26 protein-coding genes and 3 tRNA genes are annotated in these 23,777 nt (G+C 72.6%); 11 read left to right on the top strand and 18 right to left on the bottom strand.

Features of this window, described 5'->3' with window-relative positions; all coding sequences use genetic code 11:
* Positions 1-16 precede the first annotated feature (16 nt).
* From AB0J71_RS40390 to AB0J71_RS40350, 9 genes are all read right to left on the bottom strand, one after another.
* Positions 17-682 (bottom strand): endonuclease V, encoded by a 666-nt coding sequence (locus AB0J71_RS40390; protein ID WP_364419410.1) that lies wholly within the window; start codon positions 680-682, stop codon positions 17-19.
* Positions 683-793: 111 nt separating this feature from the next.
* Positions 794-1,480: a type 1 glutamine amidotransferase gene (locus tag AB0J71_RS40385; RefSeq protein ID WP_364419408.1), complete on the bottom strand. Its 687-nt coding sequence runs from the start codon at positions 1,478-1,480 to the stop codon at positions 794-796.
* A gap of 29 nt (positions 1,481-1,509) precedes the next feature.
* On the bottom strand, positions 1,510-2,337 hold the full coding sequence (locus tag AB0J71_RS40380) for a bifunctional 5,10-methylenetetrahydrofolate dehydrogenase/5,10-methenyltetrahydrofolate cyclohydrolase (RefSeq protein ID WP_364419406.1): 828 nt from the start codon (positions 2,335-2,337) through the stop codon (positions 1,510-1,512).
* Entirely contained in the window at positions 2,334-2,939 is a 606-nt protein-coding gene (locus tag AB0J71_RS40375) for a cyclodeaminase/cyclohydrolase family protein (RefSeq protein ID WP_364419403.1), read from the bottom strand. The genes AB0J71_RS40380 and AB0J71_RS40375 overlap by 4 nt, the downstream gene beginning before the upstream one ends.
* 28 nt (positions 2,940-2,967) lie before the next feature.
* Positions 2,968-3,489, bottom strand: coding sequence for a hypothetical protein (locus AB0J71_RS40370; protein WP_364419401.1), 522 nt, complete (start codon positions 3,487-3,489; stop codon positions 2,968-2,970).
* A 50-nt stretch (positions 3,490-3,539) separates the two neighbouring features.
* Positions 3,540-4,304, bottom strand: coding sequence for a chitosanase (locus AB0J71_RS40365; protein WP_352326725.1), 765 nt, complete (start codon positions 4,302-4,304; stop codon positions 3,540-3,542).
* A gap of 9 nt (positions 4,305-4,313) precedes the next feature.
* Positions 4,314-5,024: an FMN reductase gene (locus AB0J71_RS40360; protein ID WP_364419399.1), complete on the bottom strand. Its 711-nt coding sequence runs from the start codon at positions 5,022-5,024 to the stop codon at positions 4,314-4,316.
* Positions 5,025-5,049: 25 nt separating this feature from the next.
* The gene (locus AB0J71_RS40355; protein WP_352326722.1) at positions 5,050-6,141 is read right to left on the bottom strand and encodes an LLM class flavin-dependent oxidoreductase; all 1,092 of its coding nucleotides are present in this window, start codon (positions 6,139-6,141) and stop codon (positions 5,050-5,052) included.
* A 79-nt stretch (positions 6,142-6,220) separates the two neighbouring features.
* Positions 6,221-6,757 carry a CGNR zinc finger domain-containing protein gene (locus AB0J71_RS40350; RefSeq protein ID WP_364419397.1) on the bottom strand — a complete coding sequence of 179 codons (537 nt, stop codon included), beginning with the start codon at positions 6,755-6,757 and terminating at the stop codon, positions 6,221-6,223.
* Between the two features lie 85 nt (positions 6,758-6,842).
* Here AB0J71_RS40350 and AB0J71_RS40345 point away from each other — a divergent pair, with 85 nt between their 5' ends.
* Positions 6,843-8,087 (top strand): MFS transporter, encoded by a 1,245-nt coding sequence (locus AB0J71_RS40345; RefSeq protein ID WP_364419395.1) that lies wholly within the window; start codon positions 6,843-6,845, stop codon positions 8,085-8,087.
* On the opposite strand, the gene AB0J71_RS40340 is transcribed toward AB0J71_RS40345, so the two are convergent.
* Together AB0J71_RS40340 and AB0J71_RS40335 are read right to left on the bottom strand one after the other, a co-directional pair.
* Positions 8,074-8,724: an NAD(P)H-binding protein gene (locus AB0J71_RS40340; RefSeq protein WP_364419392.1), complete on the bottom strand. Its 651-nt coding sequence runs from the start codon at positions 8,722-8,724 to the stop codon at positions 8,074-8,076. The genes AB0J71_RS40345 and AB0J71_RS40340 overlap by 14 nt on opposite strands.
* A complete protein-coding gene (locus AB0J71_RS40335) occupies positions 8,721-10,094 on the bottom strand; it encodes an APC family permease (RefSeq protein WP_364419390.1) in 1,374 nt (457 codons plus the stop codon). Before AB0J71_RS40335 ends, AB0J71_RS40340 begins: the two co-directional genes overlap by 4 nt.
* A 103-nt stretch (positions 10,095-10,197) precedes the next feature.
* Here AB0J71_RS40335 and AB0J71_RS40330 point away from each other — a divergent pair, with 103 nt between their 5' ends.
* The 3 genes from AB0J71_RS40330 to AB0J71_RS40320 all read left to right on the top strand — a co-directional run bounded on the left by AB0J71_RS40330 (position 10,198) and on the right by AB0J71_RS40320 (position 12,334).
* Complete coding sequence (locus AB0J71_RS40330) at positions 10,198-10,806, top strand: TetR/AcrR family transcriptional regulator (protein ID WP_364419388.1); 609 nt, start codon at positions 10,198-10,200, stop codon at positions 10,804-10,806.
* Between the two features lie 303 nt (positions 10,807-11,109).
* Positions 11,110-11,433, top strand: a complete 324-nt coding sequence (locus tag AB0J71_RS40325; RefSeq protein WP_364419387.1) for a hypothetical protein — start codon at positions 11,110-11,112, stop codon at positions 11,431-11,433.
* A 67-nt stretch (positions 11,434-11,500) separates the two neighbouring features.
* The gene (locus AB0J71_RS40320) at positions 11,501-12,334 is read left to right on the top strand and encodes an alpha/beta hydrolase (RefSeq protein WP_364419385.1); all 834 of its coding nucleotides are present in this window, start codon (positions 11,501-11,503) and stop codon (positions 12,332-12,334) included.
* Positions 12,335-12,382: 48 nt separating this feature from the next.
* Here AB0J71_RS40320 and AB0J71_RS40315 read toward each other — a convergent pair whose 3' ends face one another.
* The 5 genes from AB0J71_RS40315 to AB0J71_RS40295 all read right to left on the bottom strand — a co-directional run bounded on the left by AB0J71_RS40315 (position 12,383) and on the right by AB0J71_RS40295 (position 14,543).
* Positions 12,383-12,814 (bottom strand): nuclear transport factor 2 family protein, encoded by a 432-nt coding sequence (locus tag AB0J71_RS40315; RefSeq protein ID WP_352326708.1) that lies wholly within the window; start codon positions 12,812-12,814, stop codon positions 12,383-12,385.
* Between the two features lie 146 nt (positions 12,815-12,960).
* Positions 12,961-13,035, bottom strand: a tRNA-Val gene (locus tag AB0J71_RS40310).
* A 7-nt stretch (positions 13,036-13,042) separates the two neighbouring features.
* Positions 13,043-13,113: transfer RNA gene (locus AB0J71_RS40305), tRNA-Cys, on the bottom strand.
* Positions 13,114-13,128: 15 nt separating this feature from the next.
* Positions 13,129-13,200 (bottom strand) — tRNA-Gly (locus AB0J71_RS40300).
* Between the two features lie 143 nt (positions 13,201-13,343).
* Positions 13,344-14,543: a hypothetical protein gene (locus AB0J71_RS40295; protein WP_364390100.1), complete on the bottom strand. Its 1,200-nt coding sequence runs from the start codon at positions 14,541-14,543 to the stop codon at positions 13,344-13,346.
* Positions 14,544-14,655: 112 nt separating this feature from the next.
* Here AB0J71_RS40295 and AB0J71_RS40290 point away from each other — a divergent pair, with 112 nt between their 5' ends.
* Genes AB0J71_RS40290 through hutH form a run of 3 tightly spaced genes read left to right on the top strand, consistent with a single transcriptional unit; the run spans position 14,656 to position 17,526 of the window.
* Complete coding sequence (locus tag AB0J71_RS40290; RefSeq protein WP_352331522.1) at positions 14,656-15,207, top strand: hemerythrin domain-containing protein; 552 nt, start codon at positions 14,656-14,658, stop codon at positions 15,205-15,207.
* A 44-nt stretch (positions 15,208-15,251) separates the two neighbouring features.
* The gene (locus AB0J71_RS40285; protein WP_364390102.1) at positions 15,252-15,959 is read left to right on the top strand and encodes a helix-turn-helix transcriptional regulator; all 708 of its coding nucleotides are present in this window, start codon (positions 15,252-15,254) and stop codon (positions 15,957-15,959) included.
* A 16-nt stretch (positions 15,960-15,975) separates the two neighbouring features.
* Positions 15,976-17,526 carry a histidine ammonia-lyase gene (gene hutH, locus AB0J71_RS40280; protein WP_352329198.1) on the top strand — a complete coding sequence of 517 codons (1,551 nt, stop codon included), beginning with the start codon at positions 15,976-15,978 and terminating at the stop codon, positions 17,524-17,526.
* A gap of 10 nt (positions 17,527-17,536) precedes the next feature.
* Here the strand turns inward: hutH and AB0J71_RS40275 are convergent, their stop codons facing one another.
* Positions 17,537-18,724, bottom strand: a complete 1,188-nt coding sequence (locus AB0J71_RS40275) for an NAD(P)-binding domain-containing protein (protein WP_364419383.1) — start codon at positions 18,722-18,724, stop codon at positions 17,537-17,539.
* A 57-nt stretch (positions 18,725-18,781) separates the two neighbouring features.
* Here AB0J71_RS40275 and AB0J71_RS40270 point away from each other — a divergent pair, with 57 nt between their 5' ends.
* From AB0J71_RS40270 to AB0J71_RS40260, 3 genes are read left to right on the top strand one after another with little or no spacing between them, the layout of a single operon-like run.
* On the top strand, positions 18,782-19,699 hold the full coding sequence (locus AB0J71_RS40270) for a LysR family transcriptional regulator (RefSeq protein WP_352329202.1): 918 nt from the start codon (positions 18,782-18,784) through the stop codon (positions 19,697-19,699).
* Positions 19,700-19,728: 29 nt separating this feature from the next.
* Positions 19,729-20,679: a chorismate-binding protein gene (locus AB0J71_RS40265; RefSeq protein WP_352329204.1), complete on the top strand. Its 951-nt coding sequence runs from the start codon at positions 19,729-19,731 to the stop codon at positions 20,677-20,679.
* A complete protein-coding gene (locus AB0J71_RS40260) occupies positions 20,676-21,506 on the top strand; it encodes an aminotransferase class IV (RefSeq protein ID WP_352329206.1) in 831 nt (276 codons plus the stop codon). Before AB0J71_RS40265 ends, AB0J71_RS40260 begins: the two co-directional genes overlap by 4 nt.
* Before the next feature lie 48 nt (positions 21,507-21,554).
* Here the strand turns inward: AB0J71_RS40260 and AB0J71_RS40255 are convergent, their stop codons facing one another.
* Positions 21,555-22,781 (bottom strand): hypothetical protein, encoded by a 1,227-nt coding sequence (locus AB0J71_RS40255; protein ID WP_364419381.1) that lies wholly within the window; start codon positions 22,779-22,781, stop codon positions 21,555-21,557.
* Positions 22,782-23,022: 241 nt separating this feature from the next.
* Here AB0J71_RS40255 and AB0J71_RS40250 point away from each other — a divergent pair, with 241 nt between their 5' ends.
* A complete protein-coding gene (locus AB0J71_RS40250; protein ID WP_364419379.1) occupies positions 23,023-23,652 on the top strand; it encodes a DUF305 domain-containing protein in 630 nt (209 codons plus the stop codon).
* Positions 23,653-23,777 lie beyond the last annotated feature (125 nt).

Raw genomic sequence — 23,777 nt, 5'->3', positions numbered from 1 at the left:
CCGGCTGTCGGGGCGGTCAGCCGCCGCCGGGGTGACGGGCCAGGTGGTCGGCCTGGCGCACCGGCTCGGGGAGGCGGTAGCGCGGCGTGAGCAGCAGGGTCTGGGACGTGGCGGTGTCCAGGCCGATGCGGTGGCCCTGGGAGACGTAGACCGGTTTCGTGTCCCGCCGCGTGCGCAGCGCCCTGCCCACGGTGACGCCCTCGTGGACGATCGGCGTCCAGTCGCCGCGCTCCCGGCCGGGCGGCTCGTGCTCGCCCACGAACGGCGTCTTGGCCACGCCGAGCGCGGGCAGGCCGGTCAGCACGCCCAGGTGGCAGGCCAGGCCGAAACCGCGCGGGTGGGCCAGGCCGTGGCCGTCGCAGACCAGCAGGTCAGGGGTGACGACGAGGCGTTCGAGCGCCTCCACCAGGGTGGGCAGCTCGCGGAAGGCGAACAGGCCGGGCACGTACGGGAAGGCGGCCCGGCCGTGGGCCACCGCCCGCTCGACCGGTTCCAGGCTCGCCGCGTCCAGGACGACCACCGCCGCCGTCACCTCGTCGTCGCCGTGGTAGTGCACGTCGAGGCCGGCCACCAGGGGGAAGGCCGTGGGCCCGGCGAGCTCGACGCGGCCGCGCAGCCGGTCCTGGACGGCCTCCGCCTCGGCCGCGTCGGCCGGCCAGGGGTGAAGTCTGTCTACCCGCATTCCCCCCACATTAGGGCCATTCCTCCCACGCCCCGGCCACCGCCCGCCCCACCCGCCCCGGCCGTCGGGCACGCCGGGCCGCAGAGCGCCTCAGACTGCGAAGGCGGTAGGTCAGGCGTGGACGATCTTGGCGAAGCGCGTCGCCACCTCGCGCCAGATCGGCGTGGAGACGGGCTCGTCGGCCACCGCGCCCGCGTAGACCTGCTCGGGGTCGAAGCCGTCGGGCGTCCACTCGCGCACGCGCGCGGGCAGCACCTCGGGATGGAACTGCACCCCCCACGCCCGCTCGCCCACCCGGAACGCCTGATAGGGGCAGGCGCGCGTCTCGGCCAGCCACACCGCGCCGGCCGGCAGCCGGGTGACGGCGTCCTTGTGGTGCTCGATCGCGGGCACCACCGGCGGCAGGCCCTGGAACAGCGGGTCCGCGGCCGCCTCGGGCCGGATGGTGACCGGCAGGCTGCCGTTCTCCGGCGCGCCGGTGTCGCCGGTCACCTCGCCGCCGGCCACCTCGGCCAGCATCTGGCCGCCCAGGCAGATGCCGAACAGCGGCACGCCGTCCGCCAGCGCCTGGCCCATCAGCCGGCGGGCGGGGGCCAGCCACGGGGCCCGGTCGTCCTCGGAGGGCAGGTAGCCGCCGCCGAGCATGATCATGGCGTCGTGCCGGTCCAGCCGGTCGGGCAGCGGGGCGCCCTCGTGCGCGAGCACCACGTCGAGCCGCAGCCCGGCCTCCTCCAGCCAGTCGCCGAGCCGGCTCGGGCCGCCGCTCCTGCTGTTCTGCACGATCAGGGCGTCACCCATCGATGGTCTCCACTCTCGGATGTCGGGGCTCAGGGCAGGTTCGCCGCGCGGGCGGTGTGGCGCAGCAGCAGCGCGGTCGTCACCGGGCCGACGCCGCCGGGCACCGGGGTCAGCGCGCCGGCCACCCGCGAGACCGCCGCGAAGTCGACGTCGCCGGTGAGCCCGCCGTCGTCGGTCGGGTTGGTGCCCACGTCGATCACCACCGCGCCCGGCGCGACGTGCGCGGCGCCGATCAGCCCGGCGCGGCCGACGGCGGCCACGAGGATCTCGGCCCCGGCGGTGACGGCGGCCAGGTCGCGGGTGCGCGAATGGCAGACGGTGACCGTGGCGTGCCGGTCGAGCAGCAGGTGGGCCAGCGGCTTGCCGACCACGGTCGAGCGGCCGACGACCACCGCCCGCCGCCCTTCGAGCGGCACCTCGTAGTGGTCGAGCAGGGCCATGACGGCCGCCGCCGTGGCGGGCGGGAACGCGGGCAGCCCGGCGGCCAGGCGGCCGAGCGAGAGCGGGTTCGCGCCGTCGACGTCCTTGCGCGGGTCGATGGCGGCGGCCAGCTCCTGCGCCGAGGCCCCGGCCGGCAGCGGCGTCTGGAGCATGACCCCGTGGACGGCGTCGTCGGCGCTGAGCCCGGCCAGCGTCTCGTGGATCCTGCCGGGGTCGGCCTCGGCGCCGAGGTCGACGATGTCGCAGGCGACGCCGACGCCCGCGGCGGCCTTGGCGATCGAGCGGACGTACCACAGGCTGGCCTCGTCGGCCGTGGCCACCACGACGGCCAGTCTGGGCTGCCGCCCGGCGGCGGCCTCGGCCTGCGTCTGGGCCTTGATCGCGGTGGCCAGGTCGCGGCCGGTCAGCGTCCTCATCGGGCGATCTCCTCGCGTACCCCGGCGGTGATCCGGTCGGCCGTGACGACGGCCGCCTCGACGCCCGCCAGGCGGGCCGCCAGCTCCTCGCGGACCTGCTCGTCCTTGATGCCCCGCAGGTTGACCTCGACGTTCACCCGGGCGGTGGTGAGCGCGGCGCGGGCGGCCTCGGCGGCGGCGGCGACGTCGGTGACGACGTTGCGGTTGCCGATCGGCAGCAGCAGCTCGCAGAGCTCGACCAGGCGTATGGCGGCCGCCACCACCAGGGCCGGGGGCTCGGCCGCGCCGGCCAGGGCACGGGCGATGGAGACGCTGCGCTCCTCGCCCTTGGGCAGCCGGTAGGCGTCGGCGACCGCGGTGAAGGCGGCCGCGTCCTCCTCGGCCAGCCGCAGCGCCCGCGCCCGCAGGGCGTCGGTCTCCTCGATCACCGCGGCTACGGCTTGGGCATGGTCGGCGTACCGCTCGCCGGTGGTGTAGCGGGCCACCATGCCGAGCAGCGCCGCGGACTGGGCCGCGTGCAGGGCGGCGGTGGCGCCGCCGCCCGGGGCGGGCACCTTGTCGGCCAGCTCGGCCAGGAAGTCGACGATCTTCGAGTCGCGCATGGCCGCATTCTGCCAGGCCCGGCCGGGCTCACTCGCGGTGCATCGGCCTGGTGACGTCGTGCGGCGTGCCCTGCGGCAGGTACGGCGAGCCCGCCGCGCCGTAGTCGGAGGTGTAGGCGGTGTAGGCAGACGGCCGCGCCGGGGACCGCCACCGCGACGGGAAGGCCGACACGCCCAGCAGCGCCACGCCGAGGAACAGCATGACCCCGGTGTAGATCGTGGTCTGCAGGCCCGCCCCCAGGCTGCCGGTGACCAGCCCGCCGGGGATGACGCGGATGCCGGCGCCCAGCTCCACCGCGGGCACCAGGCCCAGCGCGGTGTAGGCCAGGCCGCCGAGCAGCGAGGCGATCGGCGACAGACGCGAGCCGGCCAGGACCGCCAGACCGGCCCCGGCCACCGCGATCACGGCCAGCCCGAGCCAGGAGACCGTGTACCGCGTGGCCATGGTCAGGCCGAGCTCGCCGATGCCGTACATGAGGCAGGCCGCGATCAGCGGAGGAAGGAGCAGCCCGGCGACCACTCCCAGACCATGACGGGCACCGTTGGACATGATTAACCCCGTTTGTTCGGCTTGTGCACCAACCTACCCTGATCGCCGGATCAGTGCTTGATCGTGTACTTGTCGCCGTACACCTTCCAGGTCAGCGGCGGCCTGAGGTCGAGGTTGCCCTTCCTGAGGAAGACGCGCTGCATGGTGTCGACCCGGGTGGTGTCGTCGTGGGCGTCCTCGGCCTTCATCGCCGCCTTCCTGGCGTCGAGGAACGCGTTGAGGTAGGCCACCTCGTCGCCGCCGCGGGCGGGGGAGGCGGCCTTGGCCAGCGCGGCCTTCCTGATGCCGCCGAAGCTCAGCTTGTCGGAGCCGGGGCCGTGCATGACCATGGCGTCGTAGTAGGCGAACTGGCCGAGCGCCCGCAGGCCGTCCTTCTTGGCCCGGCGGACGGCCGGGTCGAAGTAGACGCGGTCGCGCTCGTGGTCCTGGGCCCGCCGGAAGACGGGGTCGGCCGCGGCCTTCTTCCAGTCCTTGACGAACGGCCTGCCGAGGCCCTTGTGGGAGTCGGTGCCGTTGACCTTGCGCAGCGCGGGCAGGTACTTGGCCAGCACGTTCGAGGGCTTGCGCCTGGTGTAGAGCTCGACCAGCTCCAGCATGTCGCCGGTGCCGGAGCAGAAGCCGATGATGCCCGCGGTGTAGCCGCGTTCGTCCTTGATGTCCTCGATGTAGCCGTACTGGGCCTTCCAGTCCAGCGAGGAGTTCTCCGCGCTGGACACCAGCTGCATGGCGATGTCCTTCTTGTGAGGGTTGTTGAGGTCTGCGGGGGAGACGCAGGTCACGGCAAGGGACAGCGAGAGGCACATAGCGGTCAGCACCGCTGCAAACTAGCGCAGTGGGCGCAAAGCCGCGAGCTGCTCCGCGAACGGGACGACCTCGTCCTCGTCTTCGTCCTCGGCCGCGGCCTCGGCCGGGGCCGGGCGGGGCGCGCGGCCCGCCAGCAGGCCGGCCAGCTCACCGGCGGCCCGGTCGATGCGCTCGCCGAGCCCGTCGGTGAAGGAGTCGCCGCCGCCGCCCCAGTCCTCAGAGGCGGCGTAGACGGCGGTCGGCACGACCACGGCCCGCAGGTAGGCGAACAGCGGGCGCATCGCGTGCTCCAGCACGAGCGAGTGGCGGGCGGTGCCGCCCGTGGCGGCGATCAGCACGAGCGTGCCCGCCAGGGCCGTGTTGTCCAGGACGTCGAAGAACGACTTGAACAGCCCGCTGTAGGAGCCGCTGAAGGTCGGCGTGACCGCGATGAGCCCGTCGGCCTCCGTCACGGCCTCGACGACCTCGCGCAGCCGGGCGCCGGGGAAGCCGGTCACCAGGTTGTTGGCGATGTCCACGGCCAGGTCGCGCAGCTCGACCACACGCACCTCGGCCGCGCGCACCTCGGCCGCGCGCACCTCGGCCGCGCGCACCTCGGCCGCGCGCACCTCGGCCGCGCGCACCTCGGCCGCGCCGTCCAGCCGCCGCCGGGTGGCCTCGGCCAGCCGGTCGGCGAGCAGGCGGGTGGAGGACGGCTGGGTCAGGCCGGCCGTGACGACGACGAGCTTCATGGGGGGATCTCCTTCCCTGGAGGGGTCAGACCTCGACGGCCTGGGACGTACGGGCCTGGACCAGCGCGGCGTGCGCCGGCGCGTCCGGGACGCCGGCCGGGCGGTCCTTGGCCATCTCCTTGCGCAGCACCGGCACGACCTCCTCGCCCAGGATGTCGAGCTGCTCCAGCACGGTCTTCAGCGGCAGGCCGGCGTGGTCCATGAGGAACAGCTGGCGCTGGTAGTCGCCGAAGAACTCGCGGAACTCCAGCGTGCGGTCGATGACCTGCTGCGGGCTGCCCACGGTGAGCGGGGTCTCGGCGGTGAACTCCTCCAGCGACGGCCCGTGGCCGTACACGGGGGCGTTGTCGAAGTAGGGGCGGAACTCGCGGACCGCGTCCTGGGAGTTCTTGCGCATGAACACCTGGCCGCCCAGGCCGACGATCGCCTGCTCGGGCGTGCCGTGCCCGTAGTGGGCGTAGCGCCGGCGGTAGAGGTTGATCAGGCGGATGAAGTGCTCCTTGGGCCAGAAGATGTTGTTGGCGAAGAAGCCGTCACCGTAGTAGGCGGCCTGCTCGGCGATCTCCGGGCTGCGGATCGAGCCGTGCCACACGAACGGCGGCACCCCGTCCAGCGGGCGCGGCGTGCTGGTGAACCCCTGCAGCGGGGTGCGGAAGCGGCCCTCCCAGTCGACGACGTCCTCGCGCCACAGCTGGTGCAGCAGCGCGTAGTTCTCCACGGCCAGCGGGATGCCCTGGCGGATGTCCTGCCCGAACCACGGGTAGACCGGCCCGGTGTTGCCACGGCCCAGCATGAGGTCCACCCGGCCGTCTGCCAGGTGCTGGAGCATGGCGAAGTCCTCGGCGATCTTGACCGGGTCGTTGGTCGTGATCAACGTCGTGGCGGTGGACAGGATCAGCCGCTCGGTCCTTGCCGCGATGTAGCCGAGCATGGTGGTCGGCGAGGACGGCACGAACGGCGGGTTGTGGTGCTCGCCCGTCGCGAACACGTCGAGGCCGACCTCCTCGGCCTTGAGCGCGATCGCCACCATCGCCTTGATCCGCTCGTGCTCGGTCGGGGTCCTGCCGGTGGTGGGGTCGGTGGTCACGTCGCCCACGCTGAAGATTCCGAACTGCACTTTAGTCACCATCCATGACTGTTGAATCTTTGACAGGTACCGTAGCGTCCCGGCCTCCGCCGTTATTCCATCATCCCGGTCAGGCGCCCGCGCGGGCGCGGAAGGCCGCCGCCTTGGCGCGGTTGCCGCAGCCGCGCATGTCGCACCAGCGGCGGGTGCGGCGGTGGGAGGCGTCGACGTACAGGCGGGTGCAGGGGGCGGCCTCGCACTCGCGGATCAGCTCCGCCTGCGGGCCGCCGAGCAGCTCGATCGCCGCGCGCGCCGTCGTGGACAGCGCGCCGGGCAGGCCGCCGCCGCGCCGCAGGCCGCGCTCTTCGAGCGCGACGTCCGGGGGCGGCCGCCGGGCGGTCTCGTTGAGCAGGTCGCGGTCGGCCTGTCCGTACGGGCTGCCGTCGCGGGCGGCCGTGGCCAGCCGGTAGATCGCCTCGCGCAGGGCCGTCGCCCGCGCCAGGTCGTCGTCGCCGGTCTCGGGCGGCTCGTCGAGGAGCCCGGCGGCGACCGTCCAGCGGGCCAGGTCGGCGGGGGAGGGCAGCAGGTCGATGCGCGCGCCCCGGCGGTGGCCGATGGTGCCGGCGAGGTCGAGGCCGAGGTTGCCGCTGACGAAGGTGAAGTCCACGGCAACCATAGTAACCGCGTTGACAAGTTACTTTCGGCGCTGCCAAGGTTGCTAACCATTGAATCCGGTTACTTTGGAGGCATTCGTGGCGACACTCGTCACCGTCCGCGGCGGGACGCGCCGGTTCGGCCTGCGGCACCGATGGGTCGTGCTGTCCGTGGGCGTCGGGGCCCAGGCCAGCTTCTCGGCCATGTTCTCCGGCATCCCGCTGACCGCGGTCTCCATGCGCTCGGGCTACCACCTGTCGCTGGGCTCGCTCGGCCTGGTCCTGTCCTGCCTGGGGCTGGGCGTGGCCGCCTCCGACATCGCGTGGGGCATGCTGACCGACCGGTGGGGCGACCGCCGGGTGCTGCTCGCCGGGCTGACCGCCACGGGCGCGCTGCTGGCGGTGATGGCCGCCGCCGTCACGCCGGCCGAGCACGCCGGGGTGGCCCTGCTGGCGGCGTGCCTGCTGGCCGCCGGGGCGCTGGGCGGCAGCGTGAACGGCGCCTCCGGGCGGGCCGTCATGACCTGGTTCGCCGACGGCGAGCGGGGGCTGGCCATGAGCGTCCGCCAGACGGCCATCCCCGTCGGCGGCGCGCTCGGGGTCGCCCTGCTGCCCTGGCTCGCCGAGCGGTACGGCTTCCGCGCCGTCTACGCCGTACCGGCGGTGTTCTGCCTGCTGGCGGCGGCGGCCACCTGGCGCTGGCTGCACGAGCCGGCGCCCGCCGCGGCAGCCGCGGCCCCGGAGCCCGGCCCCTCGCCGCTGCGCCGCTGGGACGTGTGGCGGGTGGCGCTGGCCAGCGGGCTGCTCACCGTGCCGCAGTTCGCCGTGCTGTCCTTCACCGCGATCTTCCTGCACGACGTCAAGGGCGCCGACGCCGGCCTGGCCGCCCTCACCGTGCTCCTCGCCCAGCTCGGCGGCGGCGCGGCGCGCATCTGGACCGGCCGGCGCACCGACCGCCGCGGCGGTCGGCGCACCTGGATCCGGGCCATCGGGACGCTGTCCGGGGTCGCGATGGCCGCCGCCGCGGTGCTCACCTCGGCGCCCACGCCGCTCACGGTCGCCGCCCTGGCGATCGGCGGCCTGCTGGCCAACTCCTGGCACGGCATCGCCTACACCGAGATCGCCGCCATGGCGGGCGCGGCCAGGGCGGGCACCGCGCTGGGCCTGGAGGGCACCGCCTGCTTCGCCTCGGGCTTCCTGACCCCGCTGCTCGTCCCGGTGGTGCTCGGCCTCGCCTCGTGGGAGGCGGTGTGGGGGCTGGCCGCGCTCGCCTCGCTGCTGGCGGTGCCGCTGATGCCGGGGGCCGTGCGACCGGCGCCGCGGGCCGCCGTCACAGGGCGTTGATCGCCGCCGGGCCGAGGATGCGCTCGGGCGCGCCGCGCTCGGCCACGGTGATCATCGCCTGGCCGATGCGCTCGGTCGTCGTCACCGACGCCGGGAACAGCCGCCGCAGCAGCGGGTAGAGCGGCGCGGCCACGACGTAGGCCAGCCGGTACCAGCGGGTGCGCGAGGTCACGCCGTGCATCGGCTGGATGTAGCCGGGACGGAACATGTAGGCCTGGAACGGCAGCGCGAGCAGCGCGTTCTCGGTCGCGCCCTTCACCCTGGCCCACATCGCGCGGCCGTGCGCGTCGGTGCCGGCCCCGGAGACGTAGACGAAGGTCGAGGACGGGCTGAGCCGGGCCAGCGTGGTGCCGGCCGCCAGCGTGTAGTCGTAGGTGACCCGCCGGTAGTCCCGCTCGCTCATGCCGGCCGAGGACACGCCGAGGCAGAAGAAGCACGCGTCGTAGCCGGACAACTCGTCCTCGATGTCCGACAGGTCGGACAGGTCGGCGTGGGTGAGCTCGCGCAGCTTCGGGTGGACCGTCCCCGTGGGCGACCGGCCGACCGTGAGCACGGCCGTCACGCGCTCGTCGAGCAGGCACTCCCTGAGCACGCCGCGCCCGACCATGCCGGTCGCCCCGAAGATGATCACTCTCATGGTTCAGCCAGATCCCACCCGCCGCGCCGCCGCAGCACCACCAGATAGTACGCCGCCGACACCACCGCGATCCCGGCGGTGACGTACAGGCTGGGCCGGCCGATCACCGGGTCCAGCGCGTTCAAGTAGATCACGTACGCCAGCGCGGCCAGCGCCAGCACCGGCGCGAGCGGGAACCACGGCATCCGGTACGCCGCGTGGCCGGTCGTGCCGTTGCGCCGCCCGGCGATCGCCCCCAGGCACAGCGCCGCGTACACGGCCACGATCGAGGTGCCGGTCACCACCAGCAGGAAGCGCTCGTCGATGAAGCAGCAGGCCGCACTGACCACGCCGGTCAGCACCGTGGCCACCCACGGCGAGCCGTACCGCGCGTGGATCGACGACAGCAGGCGGCTGACCGGCGCCGGCCAGGCGCGGTCCCGTCCGGTGCTGAACAACATGCGCGAGGTGATGAGGATGATGGCCAGCACGGCGTTGAGGATGGCCAGCGCGACGGCCAGCGAGATCACCGTGTTGGCCACGGAACCGGCGCGGGTGGTGACGAAGTACTGCATCATGTTCTCCGCGCCGAACAGGCCCTCCAGCGACGGCGCGCCCACCAGCACCGCCGTCACCGGCACCAGCTCGGCCGCCACGGTGACGCCCAGCGCCCACAGCACCGTCCGCGCGATGCTCTTCGGCGCGTCGTGCACCTCCTCGCCGAAGTAGACCGCCGAGCCGTACCCGTTGTAGGAGAAGATCGCCACCGCGGTCGCCGCGCCGATCAGGCCCAGCGAGGCGGGCACCAGCGCGCCGCCGTCCCCGGCGACCACCGGATGGGTGATCAGCTCGACCGGCGAACGCTGCGGACCGAACAGGCCGAGCGCCGCCACGACCAGCAGCGCGATCATCTCGATGGCCAGGAACACCCCGGTCACCCAGGCGTTCAGCTTGATGTCGAAGACCGCCACGACGGTGGTGAGCAGGCACGTCACGGCCGCCACCAGCGGCCCGTCCAGCCCCGGGAGGACGACCGACAGGTACGCGCCCACGCCCAGCGCGATGACGGCGATGATGAGCAGCTGCGTGATGAGGATCAGCCCGAGCACCACGAACCCGGGCAGCCGGCCGAGCGTGCGGGCGGTGATGGCGTACTCGCCGCCGGTGAGCGGGAACGCCGAGCCCAGCTCGGCGTAGACGAAGGCCATGAACACGCCCACGACGGCGCCGGCCAGGTAGCTGAGGATCGCGCCGCTGCCGGCCTGGGAGATCACGCCGGGGGCGATGATGAAGACCGAGGACGCGGGGGTGATGGCGGACAGGGTGAGGAGGAGGGTGCCGAGGAGCTTGAGTCCCCGGTGCAGGTGTGGATGGGCGGCCGTTGATGCCACGACGCCTCCTTGGGGGGTTCCTTGAGCGAGTATCAAAGAACTATCGGCGGCGTTCGTCAAGGACGGCTTGCGTTTTTTGAAGCGTCTATGAAGAATCGCGGCCATGGCGCGACCAAGCCGGGCCCGGGAGAAGCGGGCCGAACTCGTCTCCGCCGCCCGCCGGGCGGTGCTCGAACGCGGCATCCTCGACCTGCGGCTGCGCGACGTCGCCGAGGTCGCCGGCATGTCGGCGGGGTCGGTGCTGTACTACTTCCCGAGCATGGCCGGCCTGCTGCAGGAGGTGCAGCGCGAGGCCGTCGACCGGTTCTGCGCCGCCCGCGAGACCGCCGCCGCCCGCGAGCCCGACCTGCGGCGGCGCCTGGTCATCACCATCGGCAGCGGCCTGCCCGCCGGTCCCGGCGACGAGCTGTGCGTGCTGCTGTACGAGCTGGGGGCGCACGCCCGGCGCGACGCGGCGTACGCGGCCCAGCACATCCGGCTGTACGAGCGGCAGGTGGCCCTGTACGCCGCGATCCTGGAGGCGGGGTCGGCGACCGGCGTCTTCACGCTGACCCGGGACGCCATGACGATCGCCCGGAACCTGGTGGCGCTGGAGGACGGGCTGGGGCTGCACCTGCTGGACGCGGTGCAGCCGTTCGACACGGAAACGGCCCGCGACCTCCTCCTCGCCTACGCCACAGACGCCACCCACTGCCCCCTGCCACGCCCATGACCCTTTCCCCACCCGGCGCGTCCGCGTTGCCCTTCTCCGCATCGCAGGTGCGTGGCCCTGTTACGTCCCACCCACCCCGCCCCTCCGCCTGGGCCTTCTCCGTGTCGGGGGGTGTGGACCTGCCGTCTCCGCCCCCGGCCCGAGCGCTCACCCGCGGAGCCCCCCGCTCGCCGCACCCGGCCTAACGAGCCTCCCAGCGCCTTCGGCCTCCCATCGTCCTCCGGCCACGCACCACCCGCCATCCGCCCGCCGGTCCCGCCCGTGCGTCGACCGATGGCGGCGACGCCGTGCGATCATCACACCGTGACGTCCCCCCTTGATCCCAGTGCGCGCAAGTACGGCACCCTCGGGCTGGCCCTGGTATGCGCAGCAGCCCTCACCGGCTACGGGCTGGTGGCCTGGAGCATCTGGCAGTTGGACTGGACGTCCACAGAGCTCCTGGTCAAATGCGGCATCGCGGCCGCGGTGTTCCCCGGCGCCGGCCTCGCCCTCGGGTACGCGTTCACGGCACGGAAGCCCAGGCCCGTACGGATCTTCGCGGTTTCGGCGGGCGCGGCGATCGGAGCGGTGTGCCTGCTGCTGGCCGCTGCCGGCTCCATCTGGTTCTCGATGACAGCGAGCGTGTAGCCCCGGCAGCGGCCCGGGGGAACATTCGTCCAATCCTCCGGCGAGGGACGGCCGCCACAGTGGCCCCATGACCAGTTCCCACGGCGACACCACCGACAGCACGATCCTCTCCCTGGACGACGGCGACCTCCACGTCTGTCAGGACGGCCCCCGCGACGCCCCCGCCCTCCTCCTCATCCACGGCTCGGCGTCCTCGGCCCGCTCCTGGGACCAGTTGGTCCCCCTGCTCACGGGCTCGCATCGCGTCATCCGGATCGACCTGCTCGGCCACGGCCGCTCCGCCAAACCGGACGACCGCGGCTACACCACCCCCGACCAGGCACGCCGGGTCGGCGAGGCGCTGGACCTGCTCGGCGTGCGGGAGGCCGTGGTCGCGGGCCACTCCAGCGGCGGCGCGGTCGCCACCGCCCTGGCCGAACGGCGTCCCGGCCTGGTGACGGCGCTCGTTCTGATCAACACCGGCCCTGGTCTGGACGCCTTCATCGCCCCGGCGTCGGCCGCGTTCGCCCCCTCGCAGTGGCCGCCGACCGACGAGCAGATCCGCCTGTTCGCGAGCCCGGGCTTCAGCCGTCCCGGCTACCGCCCCCCGGACGAGCTGCTGGACGAGGTGCGTTGCATGACCCTCCACACGCTCGCAGCCACCATGCAGGGCACCCGCGAATACCTGCACGAACGGCCCCTCCCTGACCGGCTGGCGCCTTTGGGCAAGCCGCTGCTGGTGATCTTCGGCGCGGACGACCGACGATGGCGCTCCTCGTCCGCGTCCGATTACCGCGTCGTGCCGGGAGCCGAGATCGAGTTCCTGCCCGGCCTCGGCCACACCCCCATCCTGGAGGACCCCCAGCAGACCGCCATCCCCCTCCTCGCCTTCACCACGACCCACACCAAACAGCCACACTGACGCCGTGGGGCAAGGAAGCCGTCCCGGCGCTGGGCGTCTCGGGGCGGGTCAGCGGGCTGTGCGCCAGCTCTGTTCCTCCACCAGTTCCTGGCTGCGCCAGCCATCCGAGGTGCGCCGCATGCGGTGGTGGTACCAGCCGCCGCCGTGCAGGAACCCCTTGGCGTCGGCCGCGACCATGTCCCGTGTGGGGGCGAGGGTGTCGGTGAACGGCGCGCTGACCCGCGCCTCGTCCCCGGCCAGGACGATCCGTGCGGCTCCGATCAGGTGCAGGCGTCCCGGCCAGTGCGGCAGCACCTCGGCGAGCCAGCTCTTGACCTCCGCCAGCCCGCCCCTGATCCCGCCCGCGGACCGGTAGTCGATGACCGCCTCCGGGCTGAACACCTCGTCGAGCAGATCCCACTCGCCGGAGTCGACGGCCAGCGAGTAACGGCCCAGCAGGCCGGTGATCTCCAGGCGGTCGGCGATCTCCTGAACGTCCATGTCCTGATCGAACCAAACGCTTGCTACAAGCGCCAGGCCCTCGCGCCGGAGGAGGGCCGCGAAAAAACACCAGGCCCTCGCGCCGGGGAAGGGCCGTGAAAAAGCGACAGCCAGGTCGGCGACCCGCCGACCTGGCTGATGAGAGATGGTGGACGATACTGGGATTGAACCAGTGACCTCTTCCGTGTCAGGGAAGCGCTCTCCCGCTGAGCTAATCGTCCTTCGTAGAGGTGGCGACGGGATTTGAACCCGTGTGGACGGCTTTGCAGGCCGCTGCCTCGCCTCTCGGCCACGCCACCGAGCCGGAAGCTCCGAGCGGAAGACGGGATTCGAACCCGCGACCCTCACCTTGGCAAGGTGATGCTCTACCACTGAGCCACTTCCGCGTGCGCCCCGCTCGTGCCGGGCGACGAGAGAACTCTAGCGAATCATCGCCGAGTCCCCAAACCGGACCGCTTCCGCGCAGGTCGTCCCGGGTCCGGCCCAGCCGCGCCCCGCCCCGGAGCAGGGCACGAGCCAGGCGCCCCGGTCAGCGGCCCAGCTGCATGCCCGCGGGATGCGGCCCCTCCGTCTCCAGCCGGTACTCCCGCCCCGACACCGCCCGGTTGTCGTCGATGACCCGCTCCGACGGCGGCTTCTCCCCGCCCATGACCGCCTCCTGCATGCGCGTGAACCGCTCGTGGGCCTCCTGGACGTACCCGGTGCCCAGCGTGGTGCAGTCGATCTGGGTGGCCAGCAGCTCCCGCAGGTACGCCTTGTTCGGCTCGAACGTCACCGGCGGCGGCAGCTCGGGAGCCAGCACCTGGTCGGGATCACGCCCGTCGAACCGCTTGAACAGCTCGCAGGCCAGCCGCAGGTGCTCGATCTCCATGTTCAGGTGCAGCTCCCAGACGGCCTTCACCCTGGGGTCGGACTCGGTCTCCATGAACGAGTGGTAGAGGTAGCACTCGTTGTACTCGTGGTTGAGCAGCATCTCCCACCAGCTCTCGCCCGGGTCGACCAGCGACTCGTAGTGGGTGACATGCTCCTCCTCCACCATGGCGATCTCCTGGTAGAGCTGCCGGGCGATCGGCTCCATGGCCAGCGGCCCGACGTTCATGTAGAAGTTCATGGTCTGCTGCTCGGCCGCCATGACGGTCAGGGCGTGCAGTTTCGACAGCGGCTCGGTGCGGTGCCGGTCGTACGGCTCGCGCACGTTGTCGACCGGGTCCCGGTGGTGCAGGTACGTCGGCCGTCCCGGCATGACCTCGGTGACCCCGTCCACGATCTTCTCGGCCTTGCGGTGCTCGATCATCTCGTAGAGGTTGGCGTACCGGTAGAGGTGGTCGAAGTCCTCCAGCACCCCGAACTGGTACGCCTGCGTCAGGTACGGGTCCGGCTCCATGCGCGCCACCCACGCCGTCAGGTCCACCGCGACCTGCTCGTAGGCGATGGTGGTCTCCAGCACCGACGAGACGCCGGGCAGCAGCCAGTTGACCGCCTTCTGCTGCTGCGCCTCGATGTAGCGCACCCGGGCGAGCTGCCGCTTCAGCTCCAGGTCGGTGCAGTGGCGGGCGAGCTGGTGGCTGAACAGGACCGCCTCGGTCTCGATGCCGTTCATCGTGATGATCCGGCAGCGGGTGTACGGGTCGGCGTGGTCGGGATCGATGGGCGAGACGTTGAGCTCCCGCCAGTCGCGCAGCTGCTCGTCCAGCGGGATGCCCCGCTCCTGAAGTGGGTCGAAGGCCATGTCGCTGCGCCTACCCGCGGCCTGGTGGGGCAACCTCCGCGTTGCGTCGCCGAACGATCCGCGTTCGGTAAGGAGGAGCGTGCCCGACCGGCGCCCGGGTAGGCCGCTGGACGTGGCTGAACACGATGTCATCGACGTGCTGATGGCCCAGCACGGCCAGATCAGGGACCTGTTCGACGAGGTGGAGCAGGCGCCGCCGGAACGGGTGGAGGAGGCGTTCGAGCGGCTGATCCGTCTGCTGGCCGTGCACGAGACCGCCGAGGAGGAGATCGTCCACCCCTACGCGCGCAGGAAGGTGGACGGCGGCCCCGGCGTGGTGGCCGACCGGCTGGCCGAGGAGAACCGGGCCAAGCGGCTGCTCGTCGAGATCGACCGGGCGGGCGTGGACGACCCGGCGTTCTGGGAGAAGCTGGCCGAGCTGCGCACGGCGGTCACCATGCACGCCCGCAGCGAGGAGCGCTACGAGTTCGCCCAGCTCCGCAACAGCACCTCCGTCGTGGAACGCCGGGCCATGGCGGCGGCGGTGCGGGCGGCCGAGGCGGTCGGGCCGCTGCGGCCGCGTCCCGGCGTGGAGTCGGCCACGAAGAACGTGCTGATCGGCACGCCCCTCGCGCTGATGGACCGGGCCCGCGAGATCATCAGGAAGGCCCTGGGGAGCGGCTGACACTTCGTCACCGGGCGAAATGTCGGTGCGTTAGCGTCGTGGGCATGGAGCACATCGCCCGTGACGCCGACATCGCGCCCGTCGCCGCCCTCATCGCCGACCCCACCAGGGCCGCCATGCTCACGGCGCTGCTCGGCGGCCGGGCCCTGGCCGCCGGCGAGCTGGCCAGGGTCGCCGGGGTGAGCGCCGCGACCGCCAGCGCCCATCTGGCCCGGCTGCTCGACGGAAGCCTGGTCGACGTCGTCCGGCAGGGCCGTCACCGCTACTACCGGCTGGCCGGGCACGAGATCGCCGAGGTGCTGGAGACCCTGGCCAGGGTGAGCGCCCGCCCGCCGGTGCGCTCTCTGCGGCAGTCCCGGCAGGCGCGCCTGCTGGAGGAGGCCCGCACCTGCTACGACCACCTGGCCGGACGCGCCGGCGTCGCCCTGCTCGACCGGCTCAGGGACGGCGGCTTCTACGACCGCCAGGACCTCACCTCCGACGGCGAGCGGCTGCTGACGGGCATGGGCGTGGACGTCGAGGGCGCCCGCAGAGCCAGGCGGCGCTTCGCCCCGGAATGCCTCGACTGGACCGAGCGCCGGTCGCACCTCGGCGGCGCCCTCGGCGCCGCGATCACCGACGTCCTGCTGGAACGCGGCTGGTACCGGCGCGGATCGGTGCCGCGCGCGGTGGTGCTCACCGACGAGGGCAGGGAGGGGCTGGCGGCGATCTTCCCGAGTAAGGAGCTAACATCGGGTACGCCGGTTACCTAAAGCGAGAGAGACGATCATGCGCGACAACGGAGTCGTGAACGTCGGCCCCGAGCCTTTGAGCTTCGACGACGTCATCAAGGTGGCCCGCCACGGCGCCGCCGTGCAGCTCACCGACGACGCGGTGGCCGCCATGGCGGCCGCCCGCCAGCGGGTGGACGAACTTGCCGAGAGCCCCGTGCCCGCCTACGGCGTCTCCACCGGGTTCGGCGCCCTGGCCACCCGGCACATCGACCCCGCGCTGCGCGCCCAGCTCCAGCGCTCGCTGGTGCGCTCGCACGCGGCGGGCAGCGGCCCGGAGGTGGAGACCGAGGTGGTGCGCGCGCTCATGCTGCTGCGCCTGCACACCTTGGCCACCGGCCACACCGGCATCAGGCCGGGCACCGCCAAGACCCTGGCCGCGCTGCTGACCGCCGGCATCACGCCGGTCGTGCACGAGTACGGCAGCCTCGGCTGCTCCGGCGACCTCGCGCCGCTGGCCCACGTGGCCCTGACGCTGATGGGCGAGGGCGTCGTCCGCGACGCCGCGGGGCAGCTCCAGCCGGCCGGGGAGGCGCTCAAGCAGGCCGGCATCGAGCCGGTCGAACTGGCCGCCAAGGAGGGCCTGGCGCTGATCAACGGCACCGACGGCATGCTCGGCATGCTCATCCTGGCCATCGCCGACCTCACCAGGCTGGTCAGGACCGCCGACATCAGCGCGGCGATGAGCGTGGAGGCGCTGCTCGGCACCGACCGCGTCTTCATGCCGGAGCTCCAGGCCCTGCGCCCGCATCCCGGCCTGGCCAGGTCCGCCGCCAACATGACCAGGATCCTGGCCGGCTCCGGCGTCATGGCCAGCCACCGCGACCCGCAGGCGTGCACCCGCGTCCAGGACGCGTACTCGCTGCGCTGCGCCCCGCAGGTCGCCGGCGCCGCCCGCGACACGATCGCGCACGCCGCCACCGTGGCCGGCTGGGAGCTGGCCAGCGCCGTGGACAACCCGGCCGTGCTCGACGACGGCCGGGTGGAGTCCAACGGCAACTTCCACGGCGCGCCCGTGGGCTACGTGCTCGACTTCCTCGCCGTCGTGGCCGCCGACCTGGCCTCGATGTCCGAACGCCGCACCGACCGCTTCCTCGACGTGGCCCGCAACCACGGCCTGCCCGCGTTCCTGGCCGACGACCCCGGCGTCGACTCCGGCCACATGATCGCCCAGTACACCCAGGCCGCGATCGTCTCGGAGCTGAAGCGGCTGGCCGTGCCCGCCAGCGTCGACTCCATCCCCAGCTCGGCCATGCAGGAGGACCACGTCTCCATGGGCTGGTCGGCGGCGCGCAAGCTGCGCAGGTCGGTCGACGGGCTGACGCGGGTGCTGGCCGTCGAGGTGCTCACCGCGGCCCGCGCGCTCGACCTGCGCGCCCCCCTGGAGCCCGCGCCGGCGACCGCGGCCGTGGTCAGGGCGCTGCGCGAGAACGTGCCCGCGCCGGGCCCCGACCGCTTCCTCGCCCCGGAGATCGAGTCCGCCGTGCGGCTGGTGGCCGAGGGCGGCGTCGTGGCCGCGGTGGAGTCGGTCACCGGGCCGCTCGACTAGCCTCCCGCGCTCAGCGGGGGAGTGCGACGATCAGGTCCATCTCCATCACCAGCCCCGGCCGGAACAACTTCGACACCTCGACGGTCGTGCTGGCCGGGGGAGTGCCGGTGACGTACCGGCTGCGCACGTCCCTGAGCTGGAGGATGTCGTCCATGTCCGTCAGGTACGTGCGGATGAAGGCGACGTCCTGCCAGGTCGCGCCCTGGTCGGCCAGGATGCGCGTGGTGACCGCGAAGATGTGCTCGGCCTGGTCCTTCAGCGAGCCAGGGGCGACCACGTGCCCCTGCTCGTCGAAGGCGGCCTGGCCGGACACGTAGAGCATGTCGCCGACCCGCACGGCGTGCGAGTACGCGCCGTTCGTGGCCGGGATCGTGGACAGGTTCAGCGGCACCGCGCGCGCGGCGGGCGTGATGCCGCTGCCGGTGTCGGTGTCGGGGCCGCCGCCGACGTGCTCGGCCACCGCCGTCAGGTCGCGCTCGCCCAGTCCGGCCGCCCGCGCCTCCTGCAGGCGCCGCCGGGCGGCCGTCGCCATCGACGCGCCCTCCCACGCGGCCAGCTCCAGGTCCTTGGCGGCCAGGCCTAGCGAGTACCGGGTCTCGGCGGCGGGCGTGCGCAGCCGTTCGGCGACCTGGCCGAGCGGCGTGCCGGCCAGCACGTCGAGCAGCGCGTCACGGTCCACGCCGTGCGCCGCCCCGTACGCCAGCGTCTCTGCGACCAGCACCTGCGCGGGCACGATCGCGCTCATGACGGCGATCTTCATCGCCGCGCCGGACCCCAGCGGCCCGGTCTCGCGCACGCCGCCGAAGACCGACAACACCTCGCGGCAGCCCGACACGTCGCCACCGGCCAGCACCACCAGCGAGCCGTCCGCCGCCGGGCCCACGCTGCCCAGCACCGGCGCGTCCACCAGCGCCACCGACGCCGGCAGCAGCTCGCGCAGCTCGCGCACCGCCTCCGGGCCGATCGTGGACATCTCCACCACCGTCGCACCGGGCCGAAGGCCGGGCAGCGCGGCCGTCAGCACCTCGCGCACCGCCGCCGGATCGCTGAGCATGGTGATCACCAGCTCGGCGCCGTCCACCGCCTCGGCGGCCGTCACGCCGGTCCCACGCCGCCACGTCGTCACCTTGTGCCCGGCCTCCACGAGTCGCCGAGCCATGGGGACGCCCATGCGTCCCTGTCCGAGAAATGCAATCACGGGAACAGTCAACAGGGATGCGAGGTATTCCACCACCGACTAGATTGCATGGCAGCCATGCATGAGACGAATGCCTTCGACCTCCAAGCCCTCCGCCTCTTCGACGAGGTGGCCAGGAGCGGCTCCTTCACCGCCGCCGCCGAGCTGCTCGGCTACACCCAGTCGGCGGTCTCCCGGCGCATCGCCGCGCTGGAACGGGCCGGCGGCGGCCCCCTGTTCGAACGCCTGGCGCGCGGCGTGCGCCTGACCCCCGCCGGCACCGCCCTGCACCGGCACGCCGTCGCCGTGCTCGACCGGCTGGCCCGCGCCGGCGAGGAACTGGCCGCCATCCACGCCGGGCGCGGCGGCACCCTGCGCGTGGGCGCGTTCGCCACCGCCAACGTCGACCTCATGCCCTCCACGCTGAAGCGCTTCCTGGCCGCCCACCCCGGCGTCGAGCTGCGGATGACGGAGGCGCTGACCCCGCGGCTCATGGAACGCCTCCACGCCGGGGCCCTCGACGTGGCCGTGATCAGCGACTACCCGGCCGGGCTGCCCGCCGAGGACGCCCGGCTCGTCCGGCTCTGCCAGGACCGGCTGCTCGTCGCGCTGCCTGCCGGCCACCCGCTGGCCGCCGAGCCCGACGTGGACCTGCGCGACCTGGCCGAGGAGAGCTGGATCGAGGCCGCGCCGCGCGGGCAGCCGACGCCGCTGGTGGCCGCGTGCGCCGCCGCCGGGTTCACGCCGCGCGGCGGGCTGCGGGTGGCCGAATGGTCGGGCAAGTTCGGGTTCGTCGCCGCCGGGTTCGGCGTGACGCTGGTGCCCGAGCTGGCCGCGCGGGCGGTGCCGCCGAACCTGGTGCTCAAACCGCTGCGCGAGGCCACCCCCGTCCGCACGGTGTACGCGGCCCTTCCCGAGGTTCCCCTGCCCTCCGCGCTGGAACTGGTCGAAATGCTGGGACAATGGGAGATGTGTACGACGGTTTCGCCCACTTAAACGGTCATCTCGCCACCGGACTCCGCGACGTGACGACCGACCTCGCCGCCCTCGACGGCGAGGGCTGGTGGGCCGTCGTCGTCGACTACGAGGGCACGGCGACCTGCGCCCGCTTCGACCGCGTGCGCCCGTCCGCGCTGCCCTCGCCCAGGAGCCCTTGGCACGGTCCACATCCGGGCCAGTGGCGTACCTCGCTCGACCGCGCCGCCTACGAACGCGGCGTGCGCGCGATCCGCGACCACATCGAGCGGGGCGAGGTCTACCAGGCCAACCTCTGCCGCGTCCTGTCCGCACCCGTCCCGCCCGGCGCCGACCCGCTGGCGCTGGCCGTGCGGCTGGCCGAGGGCAACCCGGCCCCGTACGCCGCCGTCGTCGACGTGCCCGGGCTGAGCGTGGTGTCGGCCTCGCCGGAGCTCTACCTGTCGCGCGAGGGCGACGTCGTGGAGTCCGGCCCCATCAAGGGCACCGGCGTCACCGCCGCCGACCTGCTGGAGAAGGACTACGCCGAGAACGTCATGATTGTCGACCTGGTCCGCAACGACCTGGGCCGGGTCGCGGCGGTCGGCTCGGTCGAGGTGCCCTCCCTGTGCGCGGTCGAGGAGCATCCGGGTCTCGTCCACCTCGTCTCCACCGTGCGGGCCAGGCTCGCGCCCGGAGCCGGCTGGCCGGAGCTGTTCGCCGCCACTTTCCCGCCCGGATCTGTCACGGGCGCGCCCAAGTCGTCCGCTCTGCGCATCATCAATGAGCTCGAACCGGTCCCCCGTGGGCCCTACTGTGGTGCCGTGGGCTGGGTCGACGCCGACCGGGGCAGGGCGGCGCTGGCCGTGGGCATCCGAACATTCTGGATCTCAGCAGGCGAGATCCGCTTCGGCACCGGCGCGGGCATCACATGGGGCAGCGACCCCGCGCGTGAATGGTCCGAGACCGAGCTGAAGGCGTCCAGGCTCATCTCACTGGCATCCTCAGGAGGAAACGCATGAACATCCCTGTCTGGGTCAACGGGGAACTGATCGACCCCGCGCAGGCCACCGTCTCCGTGTTCGACCACGGGCTCATGGTCGGCGACGGCGTCTTCGAGACGATCAAGATCGTCGACGGCGAGTCGTTCGCGCTCACCCGGCACCTCGACCGGCTCACCCTCTCGGCCCAGCGCATGGACCTGCCCGAGCCCGACGTCGAGGCCATCGCCGAAGGCGTCGGCAAGCTGCTGGCGGCCGCCCCCGCCTGGCCGCTCGGCCGCATCCGCATCACCTACACCAGCGGTCCTGGCCCGCTCGGCTCCGACCGGGGCAACCAGGGCACCACCTCGATCGTCATCGTCGACGAGCAGAAGCCGTTCCCCGAGACCGCCCACGTGGCCGTCGTCCCGTGGCCGCGCAACGAGCGCGGCGCGCTGTCCGGCGTCAAGAGCACCTCCTACGGCGACAACGCCAAGGCCCTGCTGCACGCCAAGAACCAGGGCGCCGGGGAGGCGATCTTCGGCAACCTCGCGGGCGACCTGTGCGAGGGCACCGGCTCCAACATCTTCATCGTGCGCGACGGCCGCCTGATCACCCCCACGCTCGCCTCCGGCTGCCTGGCCGGCGTCACCCGCGCGCTGGTGCTCGAATGGTGCGGCGGCGAGGAGACCGACGTCCCGCTGCAGGCGCTGTACGAGGCCGAGGAGGCGTTCCTCACCTCCACCACCCGCGACATCCAGCCGATCAGGCTGGTCGACCGGACCGAGCTGCCCACCGCGCCCGGCCCGATCACCGCCAAGGCGATGCGGATCTTCGCCGAGCGCGCCGCCGCCGACCTCAACCCCTGACCCGCCGGCGACAGGGCCCCGCCTCTGGGGCCCTGTCCCCTCATCCGCTCAGTACGACTTCTGCGTCTGGACGTTGAACTCGTCCATCTTCACCTGCTTGGCCGGATCCGTGATCGGGTCGTCGATGCGCAGCACGTCCAGGCCCTCGCGCATGTCGCTGGAGTAGATGTAGCCGTTGTAGTAGTAGGCCGACCACGAGCCGGCGATGCCGCCCTCCGGGTACGGACGCCGCTCGAAGAAGCCGATCTCCTTGGGGTTGGCCGAGTCGGTGAAGTCCCAGATCGACACCCCGCCCTGGTACCACGACTGGACCATGACGTCCTTGCCCTTCACCGGGATCAGCGAGCCGTTGTGGGCCACGCAGTTCTCGTCCGGCTCCTGGTTGCGCGGGATCTTGAAGTAGCCGCGGCGCTCCAGCTTGCCGTTCACCAGGTCGTACACCGCGTCGGCGCCCTTGGTGCGCGGCGTGCCGGCGTCGCAGGTCGCCTGGCTGCCGCCGCCCAGCTCGTCCCCGAACACGACCTTCGTCGCGTCGTTGTTGAACGTCGCCGAATGCCAGATCTGGAAGTTCTCGGTGTCCCGGATCTGCTGGATCACCCGTGGTTTGACCGGGTCGGAGATGTCGAGCAGCACGCCGTCGCCGAAGCAGGCCGCCGCGGCGAGCTTCTTCTCCGGGTAGGCGGTGATGTCGTGGCAGCCCGCGAACATCTCGGTGTTCTGCTGCTGGGGGAAGATGTCCGGCTGCGCCACGACCTTGGCGGACTTGGGGTCGTCCAGCGGGATCTCCACGATCTGGATGTTCTGGTGCGGCGGCGAGCAGGTCCGCGAGTCCGGCTCGGGGCCGGGGGAGGAGACGTAGACGTACAGCTTGTCGTCGGTGGGGACCATGGTGTGGGTGTGGGAGCCGCAGTCCGTCAGCACCGCGCCGACGTAGCGCGGGCGCTTCTTGTCGCTGATGTCGAACAGGCGCAGACCCTCCCAGTTGCGGGTCTCCTCGTTGGAGTCGCAGCCCGCGCTGTCGCGCGGCTCGTCGACCGAGAGGATCAGCAGGTCGCCGTGCACGCTGACGTCGTTCTGCTGCGCCGGGCAGGACACCTGGCTCACCGTCTTGGGCTTGGCCGGGTCGCTGATGTCATAGATCGTGAACCCGGCGAAGTTCCCGACGAACGCGTAATCGCCCTGAAAGGCCAGGTCGGTGTTGAAGTTGTCGTCCCCGGCGAACGGGCCGGAGCGCGGGACGTTCGCCACGTGCTTGACGTTGGCGCTGGTCAGCACCTCGCCAGAGCCCGACGCCGTGCCCGACGCCGTGCCGCTTCCCTCAGAGGAGGGCGGCCGCGGATCAGCGGCCGGCGGCGGTTCCGCCGCGCACGCCGCCGAAGTCAGCAACAACGCCGCACACAACACCGCTCCGCGCAACTTGGCGAAGATCAACACGCGTCCCCTTTATCGCTCGTGGCCCACTATGGAAGTTATGCCAGCACGTTGGTGGCCGCGTACGATCTCCATCACAGTTGTGATGACATTTGCGCTTTCGGCCTGTTCTCAGCCGCCTGCCCCGGACATCCCGGCCGTCGGGACGGAGGCCCCCGTCCTGGTGCCCGCCAGCCCCGGAGCCCCCGCCAGGACGGCGACCCCCGGGGAGCGCGTCGGCCCGAGCCCCGCCCCCACCGTCGCCGCCGACGTGCGCTTCGCCGAGGCGATGATCCCCCACCACCGGCAGGCCCTGGAGATGACCGCCCTGGTCGAGGCCCGTACGACCACCCCGGTCATCCGCGCGCTCGCCCGCTCGATCACCGCCGCCCAGACCCCCGAGATCAGGTCCATGACCGTCTGGCTCGCCGAACTCGGCCGCCTGGCCCCCGCCGGCCACGACCACGGGGCGGCGGCCGGCTACGGCATGGCCACCGAACAGCAGCTGAACGCCCTGCGCGCGGCCAAGGGGGCCGCCTTCGACCGGCTGTTCCTGAGCCTGATGACCCGGCACCACCAGGGCGCGGTGAAGATGGCGGGGGAGGAGCTGGCCGGCGGCCGCGACTACCGCATGCGCCTGCTGGCCAGGGACGTCTACTCCGGTCAGAGCATCGAGATCGAACGCATGCGCCAGGCCGCGACCACCCTCCCGCCCCTGCCGCCCCTCCCGTCCTGACGCCGCACATGCCGAGGCCCCGGCGTCGGGGGTGAAGTCAAGGGGTCGTCGCAACACTGATTGATCAACTGGCTGTTGCCAGGAGCTTGGTGAGACGCTCGGCTGGGGTTTCCCAGCCGAGCGTT

This window comes from Nonomuraea sp. NPDC049637, from assembly GCF_040675235.1.
Lineage (GTDB): Bacteria > Actinomycetota > Actinomycetes > Streptosporangiales > Streptosporangiaceae > Nonomuraea.
The sequence above is the reverse complement of the archived record's forward strand: the minus strand, read 5'-3'. Positions and strand labels throughout refer to the sequence as shown.

Bases quoted from the DNA above. Each gene is read 5' to 3' on its own strand.
- AB0J71_RS40250 (WP_364419379.1), top strand. From the start codon at position 23,023: ATGACATTTGCGCTTTCGGCCTGTTCTCAGCCGCCTGCCCCGGACATC.
- AB0J71_RS40320 (WP_364419385.1), top strand. From the start codon at position 11,501: ATGACCAGTTCCCACGGCGACACCACCGACAGCACGATCCTCTCCCTG.
- AB0J71_RS40360 (WP_364419399.1), bottom strand. From the start codon at position 5,024: ATGAAGCTCGTCGTCGTCACGGCCGGCCTGACCCAGCCGTCCTCCACC.
- AB0J71_RS40295 (WP_364390100.1), bottom strand. From the start codon at position 14,543: ATGGCCTTCGACCCACTTCAGGAGCGGGGCATCCCGCTGGACGAGCAG.
- AB0J71_RS40340 (WP_364419392.1), bottom strand. From the start codon at position 8,724: ATGAGAGTGATCATCTTCGGGGCGACCGGCATGGTCGGGCGCGGCGTG.
- AB0J71_RS40390 (WP_364419410.1), bottom strand. From the start codon at position 682: ATGCGGGTAGACAGACTTCACCCCTGGCCGGCCGACGCGGCCGAGGCG.
- AB0J71_RS40375 (WP_364419403.1), bottom strand. From the start codon at position 2,939: ATGCGCGACTCGAAGATCGTCGACTTCCTGGCCGAGCTGGCCGACAAG.
- AB0J71_RS40385 (WP_364419408.1), bottom strand. From the start codon at position 1,480: ATGGGTGACGCCCTGATCGTGCAGAACAGCAGGAGCGGCGGCCCGAGC.
- AB0J71_RS40380 (WP_364419406.1), bottom strand. From the start codon at position 2,337: ATGAGGACGCTGACCGGCCGCGACCTGGCCACCGCGATCAAGGCCCAG.
- AB0J71_RS40260 (WP_352329206.1), top strand. From the start codon at position 20,676: ATGAACATCCCTGTCTGGGTCAACGGGGAACTGATCGACCCCGCGCAG.
- hutH (WP_352329198.1), top strand. From the start codon at position 15,976: ATGCGCGACAACGGAGTCGTGAACGTCGGCCCCGAGCCTTTGAGCTTC.
- AB0J71_RS40330 (WP_364419388.1), top strand. From the start codon at position 10,198: ATGGCGCGACCAAGCCGGGCCCGGGAGAAGCGGGCCGAACTCGTCTCC.
- AB0J71_RS40270 (WP_352329202.1), top strand. From the start codon at position 18,782: ATGCATGAGACGAATGCCTTCGACCTCCAAGCCCTCCGCCTCTTCGAC.
- AB0J71_RS40315 (WP_352326708.1), bottom strand. From the start codon at position 12,814: ATGGACGTTCAGGAGATCGCCGACCGCCTGGAGATCACCGGCCTGCTG.
- AB0J71_RS40285 (WP_364390102.1), top strand. From the start codon at position 15,252: ATGGAGCACATCGCCCGTGACGCCGACATCGCGCCCGTCGCCGCCCTC.
- AB0J71_RS40370 (WP_364419401.1), bottom strand. From the start codon at position 3,489: ATGTCCAACGGTGCCCGTCATGGTCTGGGAGTGGTCGCCGGGCTGCTC.